The organism is Frankia sp. Mgl5 (genome assembly GCF_023242985.1).
GTDB classification, from domain to species: Bacteria; Actinomycetota; Actinomycetes; order Frankiales; family Frankiaceae; genus Parafrankia; species Parafrankia soli.
The window spans coordinates 1-330 of sequence record NZ_JALKFY010000582.1 but is presented as its reverse complement, the minus strand read 5'-3'; the positions used below and the strand labels follow the sequence as shown (position 1 = coordinate 330).

General features: G+C 53.6%; 1 protein-coding gene. It reads right to left on the bottom strand.

What is annotated here, in order from left to right; all coding sequences use genetic code 11:
* Positions 1 to 330 (bottom strand): ribulose-phosphate 3-epimerase (locus MXD62_RS10735; protein ID WP_368862389.1); only part of this gene is annotated, 330 nt, incomplete at both ends.

Below are 330 nucleotides of genomic sequence, written 5' to 3'. Positions count from 1 at the left end.
GTAGTGGCGTTCACTCCGCCGTCAATCTCGATTTCCACATGGGTAAGTCCACGCTGATCGAGCATACCGCGCAAGGCGGCCACTTTTGCCAGCACATTAGAGATAAACGCTTGTCCCCCAAAGCCGGGGTTTACCGTCATCAGCAGCACCAGATCAAGGTCATCCAGCATCGATTCGATGGTTACCAGCGGAGTTGCCGGGTTAAGCACCACTCCCGCTTTTGCCCCCTGTTCCTTGATCAGATGAATCGTGCGGTGCAGATGGCGGCACGCTTCCTGATGTACAGTGACAATATCAGCTCCTGCTTTCACAAACTGCGGAATATAACGA